Here is an 831-nt window from a genome sequence, read left to right as displayed (position 1 = left end):
CCGGCGCTGCCGGCGCTGCCGGCGCTGCCGGCGGTCCTGCCGGTCGCGGCCGGGCCGACGCTCGCACCGACGGCGGTGCCGGTCGCCGCCGCACCGGTGACGCCGAGGGCCGCGGGTCCGGGCGGCCGGTAGGCGAGACCGGTGATCGTGCAGTAGCCGTCCTCGATGACGCCCTCGCATTCCGGCTCGGGACACCGGATCGTCTCGGTCACGCGAACTCCTCGTTTCGGGCGGGCGCGGCTGCCAGCAGGGCGTCCGCGTAGGCGCGGACGAGCTTCTCGGCCCGGTCCAGGTCGATCGGGGCCGAGCCGAGCGCGGCGAGTGCGGGGGCGTAGTGGGTCTCGAGCGCGACGGACTCGAGCAGGCCGGTGCGCCCGGCCTTGGCCCGCAACGCCCGCAGCAGCCCGCGCAGCTCGTCGCGGCGGCGTACCGGCGCCGCGTTCGTCTCGGCGATCGTCGTCGCCGTCGCCAGCGTCGCCTGCGCGGCGCGCCGCCAGGCCGGCAGGCCGTAGGCGACCAGCCGCCAGTCGCCGGCCTCACCGGCTGTGCTCAGCCGGTCCAGCCACGGCCGCAGGCCGCGGCGCGGCGCGTCGAACCACCCGTCGGACAGCCGCAGGAGACCGTCGGCATGACCGAGGACTCGTTCCATGGCCTCCCGGGCCCGGCGCTCGCCGGTTTGGGCAGCCTCGATAACCTGCGCCAGCAGCGCCTCGGCCGCGGCCAGGTCCTCGGCGAGATGGTCGTGTGCCCGCGCGAGCGCGGCCACGGCGTCGACGGCCGGGGCGAGCGCCTCCCCGGCCGCGGCCAGCAGTTGCGCCGGCAGGTCAAGCG

The 831-nt window shown here is 77.7% G+C and carries 1 protein-coding gene and 1 pseudogene; both read right to left on the bottom strand.

Annotation, left to right across the window (positions count from 1 at the left end):
• Positions 1 to 212: hypothetical protein (locus ND748_RS33065; RefSeq protein ID WP_374216104.1), on the bottom strand; the 212-nt coding region annotated here is incomplete at its 3' end.
• Positions 209 to 831: pseudogene (locus tag ND748_RS33060) on the bottom strand (hypothetical protein); the annotation flags it as partial. The gene ND748_RS33065 and the pseudogene ND748_RS33060, both read right to left, overlap by 4 nt.

It is taken from the genome of Frankia sp. AiPs1 (assembly GCF_023716945.1).
Taxonomy (GTDB): domain Bacteria; phylum Actinomycetota; class Actinomycetes; order Frankiales; family Frankiaceae; genus Frankia.
Note: the sequence above shows the minus strand (reverse complement) of the source record. Positions and strands in the feature narration are given on the sequence as shown.